The organism is Mycolicibacterium pyrenivorans, from assembly GCF_025821625.1.
Lineage (GTDB): Bacteria > Actinomycetota > Actinomycetes > Mycobacteriales > Mycobacteriaceae > Mycobacterium > Mycobacterium pyrenivorans.
In genome coordinates this window covers 1-489 of sequence record NZ_JACKSH010000012.1, presented here as the reverse complement: position 1 = coordinate 489, position 489 = coordinate 1, and the positions used below count along the sequence as shown (strand labels likewise).

Genomic DNA, 489 nt, shown 5'->3' with positions numbered 1-489 from the left:
GGCGCTGGGCAGCGCGGTGGAGGGGCTCGCGAGCCTGATTGTGGTGTGGCGGGTCACCGGGGCGCGCACCCTGTCATCGACCGCCGAGCGGCGCGCCCAATACGCGGTGGCGGTGTCGTTTTGGCTGATCGCCCCCTACATCGCCGCGGAATCCATCCATCACCTGCTGGCGGGGCAGCACAGCGAGACCAGCGCCATCGGCATCGCGCTGACCGCCCTGGCGCTGGTGATCATGCCGCTGCTGGGCTATGCCAAACACCGGCTGGCAGTGATCCTGGGCTCGGGGGCCACCGCCGGTGAAGGCACCCAGAACTACCTGTGCGCCGCCCAAGCCGCCGCGGTACTGATCGGTTTGGCGGTCACCGCGATCTGGCCCGGGGGTTGGTGGCTCGATCCGGCCATCGGTCTGCTCATCGCTGCTGCGGCGGTGCGGGAGGGCATCGAATCCTGGCGCGGTGAGGGCTGCGGCTGCTGACCTATCGGTAGCCC

Annotated in this window: 1 protein-coding gene; it reads left to right on the top strand. The window is 70.1% G+C overall.

What is annotated here, in order from left to right; translation table 11 throughout:
* Positions 1-475, top strand: a 475-nt coding sequence (locus H7I57_RS01030; protein ID WP_264021378.1) for a cation efflux transmembrane domain-containing protein, incomplete at its 5' end; no start/stop codon positions are given.
* Positions 476-489 lie beyond the last annotated feature (14 nt).